General features: G+C 52.3%; 3 protein-coding genes. 2 read left to right on the top strand and 1 reads right to left on the bottom strand.

What is annotated here, in order from left to right; genetic code table 11:
* Positions 1-27 precede the first annotated feature (27 nt).
* Positions 28-2,712: a bifunctional [glutamate--ammonia ligase]-adenylyl-L-tyrosine phosphorylase/[glutamate--ammonia-ligase] adenylyltransferase gene (glnE, locus tag ACTHS3_RS10695; protein ID WP_440367935.1), complete on the top strand. Its 2,685-nt coding sequence runs from the start codon at positions 28-30 to the stop codon at positions 2,710-2,712.
* A 91-nt stretch (positions 2,713-2,803) separates the two neighbouring features.
* Positions 2,804-3,316 (top strand): SH3 domain-containing protein, encoded by a 513-nt coding sequence (locus ACTHS3_RS10690; RefSeq protein ID WP_004518947.1) that lies wholly within the window; start codon positions 2,804-2,806, stop codon positions 3,314-3,316.
* A 113-nt stretch (positions 3,317-3,429) separates the two neighbouring features.
* Here the strand turns inward: ACTHS3_RS10690 and ACTHS3_RS10685 are convergent, their stop codons facing one another.
* Positions 3,430-3,657 (bottom strand): hypothetical protein, encoded by a 228-nt coding sequence (locus ACTHS3_RS10685; RefSeq protein WP_039861861.1) that lies wholly within the window; start codon positions 3,655-3,657, stop codon positions 3,430-3,432.
* Positions 3,658-3,780 lie beyond the last annotated feature (123 nt).

Genomic DNA, 3,780 nt, shown 5'->3' with positions numbered 1-3,780 from the left:
TCTTTTCTGTTTATTCAGGCAAAGATTATGAACCGCCTCGATACTGCCCGCCGTTATTCCCTTTTTCTCGCCCGCAACCTTGATTCAGGCAAACTCAAGCCCGAAATCTTCCTGCCTATGTTGGACAAAGTTTTAACCGAAGCTGATTTCCAAGCCTTTGCCGACTGGGACAAAATCCGTGCGGAAGAAAATGAGGAAGAATTAGCGCGGCAGTTGCGCGAGTTGCGCCGTTATGTGGTGTCGCAGATTATCGTGCGCGATATAAACCGCATCAGTGATTTGAATGAAGTAACCCGTACGATTACGCTGTTTGCCGATTTTGCCGTCAATACCGCGTTGGACTTTTCCTACGCCTATTATCAGGATATGTACGGCACGCCGATCGGGCGTTATACCAAATCGCCGCAGCATTTGAGCGTGGTGGCGATGGGCAAGGCGGGCGGCTATGAGTTGAACGTGTCTTCCGACATCGATTTGATTTTCGTCTATCCCGAATCGGGAGACACCGACGGCAGGCGCGAACGGGGGAATCAGGAGTTTTTCACCAAAGTCGGGCAGAAACTGATTGCATTGTTGAACGACATTACCGCCGACGGGCAGGTGTTCCGCGTCGATATGCGGCTGCGGCCGGACGGTGATTCGGGCGCGCTGGTGTTGAGCGAAACCGCGCTGGAGCAATATCTGATCACGCAGGGGCGCGAATGGGAGCGCTATGCGTGGTGCAAAGGCCGCGTGGTTACGCCGCATCCGAACGACATCAAATCGCTGGTGCGCCCTTTTGTGTTCCGCAAATATCTGGATTACAGCGCGTATGAAGCGATGCGCAACCTGCACCGCCAAATCCGCAGCGAAGTCAGCAAAAAAGGCATGGCGGACAACATCAAACTCGGCGCGGGCGGCATCCGCGAAGTTGAATTTATCGCCCAAATTTTCCAGATGATACGCGGCGGACAAATGCGCGCGCTGCAACTGAAAGGCACGCAGGAAACGCTGAAGAAACTTGCCGAGCTGGGCATCATGCCGTCTGAAAACGTCGAAACCCTGCTCGCCGCCTACCGCTTCCTGCGCGACATCGAACACCGCCTGCAATACTGGGACAACCAGCAAACCCAAACCCTGCCCTCCTCGCCCGAACAGCAGCAACTGCTTGCCGAAAGCATGGGTTTCGACAGCTACGCCGCCTTTTCAGACGACCTCAACGTTCATCGGAACAAGGTCAATCAGTTGTTCAACGAAATTTTGAGCGAACCCGAAGAGCAAACCCTAGACAACAGCGAATGGCAATGGGCATGGCAGGACAAGCCCGACGAAGAAGAGCGGCAAGGCCGTCTGAAAAAACACGGGTTCGATGCCGAAACCATCGCCGCAAGGCTAGACCAAATCCGGCACGGCCATAAATACCGCCACCTTTCCGCACACGCCCAGCCGCGTTTTGACGCCATCGTGCCGCTGTTGGTACAGGCGGCGGCAGAGCAAACCAACCCGACCAATACGCTGATGCGGCTGTTTGACTTCCTCGAAAACATCAGCCGCCGCTCCGCCTATCTCGCCTTTCTCAACGAGCATCCGCAAACCCTGGCACAACTGGCGCAGATTATGAGCCAAAGCTCATGGGTGGCGGCGTATCTGAGCAAATATCCGATTCTGCTGGACGAACTCATCAGCGCGCAGCTTTTGGATACCGCGTTCGACTGGCAAGCCCTCGCCGCAGCCCTTTCAAACGACCTCAAAGCCTGCGGCGGCGACACCGAAGCGCAAATGGACACGCTGCGCCATTTCCAACACGCCCAAGTCTTCCGCCTCGCCGTTCAGGACCTTGCCGGATTGTGGACGGTAGAATCACTTTCCGACCAGCTCTCCGCACTTGCCGACACCATCCTCGCCGCCGCCGTGCCGTGCGCGTGGGCGGACATGCCCAAAAAACACCGCGACACGCCGCAATTTGCCATCATCGGCTACGGCAAACTGGGGGGTAAAGAACTCAGCTATTCCTCCGACCTTGACTTGGTTTATCTTTACGACGATCCGCATCCCGATGCAGGCGACGTGTACAGCCGTCTTGCCCGCCGCCTGACCAACTGGCTTTCCGCTGCTACCGGCGCAGGCAGCCTCTACGAAACCGACCTGCGCCTGCGCCCCAACGGCGACGCAGGTTTCCTCGCCCACAGCATCGCCGCCTTTGAAAAATACCAGCGCGAAAACGCATGGACGTGGGAACACCAATCCCTTACCCGCGCCCGTTTTATCTGCGGTACGCCTGATGTTCAGACGGCCTTCGACCGCATCCGCACCGAAATACTGACTGCCGAACGCGACCAAACCGTTTTAGCAGGCGAAATCATCGAAATGCGCGAAAAAATGTTCCCCACTCATCCGCCTGCCGACAGCAACGTCAAATACGCGCGCGGCGGCGTGGTCGATGTCGAATTTATCGTCCAATATCTGATCCTTGCCCATGCCCGCCAGTATCCGCAACTCTTGGACAACTACGGCAACATCGCCCTATTGAACATCGCTGCCGACTGCGGCCTCATCGACAAAACTCTCGCCGAACAAAGCCGCACCGCCTACCGCTTCTACCGCCAGCAGCAACACAACACCAAACTGCGAGATGCCAAAAAAACCGAAGTAACGGACGAATTGCTGACCCACTACGGCAACGTGCGAAAACTATGGCGGGAAGTATTCGGGGTAGAAGTGAAATTCGGATAAGCAGGCGGGCGTATTCAGCGTCAAAGCCTGCACGGCAACACAATTTACCGCCACAACAAACTCACTCTAAACATACTAAGGAAAACCAACCATGAAGAAAATGGCACTGTTTTTAACGGTTTTACTATCGTCGGCAGCAGCCCAAGCCGCTGATTACTTTTTGCCTTATGCCGAATGCGATGGCTCTGCAAACGTTCGTGCTGCTCCTGATACACGCAGCAAAATCATGACCGTATTGGATTATGAAAGCAAAAAACATAAAATACTCAGTAAACAGGGTAAATGGTTTCATATTCAATTAGACGGAATCCGTACAGGCTACGTCCATCAAAGCCAAGGCTTTATTGTGCACAATTATGTTGTCGCCAGCCCTGACGGATCGGCAAACGTCCGTAACAACAGCTACCCCGAAGAACCGATCAGGCAAGGCGAAATCATCAAAACACTCCCAAACGGAACACGTGTACAGATCGCCCCAGCCTTCAGAAAAGGCGACTGGTTGTGGTACAGCAATCAGGGAGCTTACACAGAAAAAGACGAGTATGGTCATCATATTTCGATTCAGGGTTATATCCATAAAAGTCAACTTCGACGCATGGAGTAATAAAGCAAGCAATTTATTCTATTAAGGCATACTTTCAGACATAAAGTAGGTACTGTTTTGCCGAAGATATAAAAAAGGCCGTCTGAAACTTTTCAGAAGGCCTTTTATAGCATTTATTCTTCTTCCTCTTCTGCTTCTGCCTCTGTCTCTGCAGGTTTTTCAAGGAAGTTGCCTGCCAACCACAGTAAAGCGCCACTACCTGTAATGCCTGCTTTAATCCATAGGGCGGTATCTTCGCCCCATTCGTAAATCCAAGCCAAAACTTTGGGTACTGCGTTCATATAATTCAAACCGAATGCCAATACGCCGAGGATAAATAAAGTACTGCCCAAGCTTTTCATCATTATTCCTTATAAAATCAAATGGGTGCATCAAAGACAATTAGTAGGTGCAATGATGCTGAGTGAATGTAAATATGTCAAAAGATGGCATTATAGTAGGTTTTATGTAAGGAAGATATTTTT

This window comes from Neisseria sp. P0009.S007 (assembly GCF_051962515.1).
The sequence above is the reverse complement of the archived record's forward strand: the minus strand, read 5'-3'. Positions and strand labels throughout refer to the sequence as shown.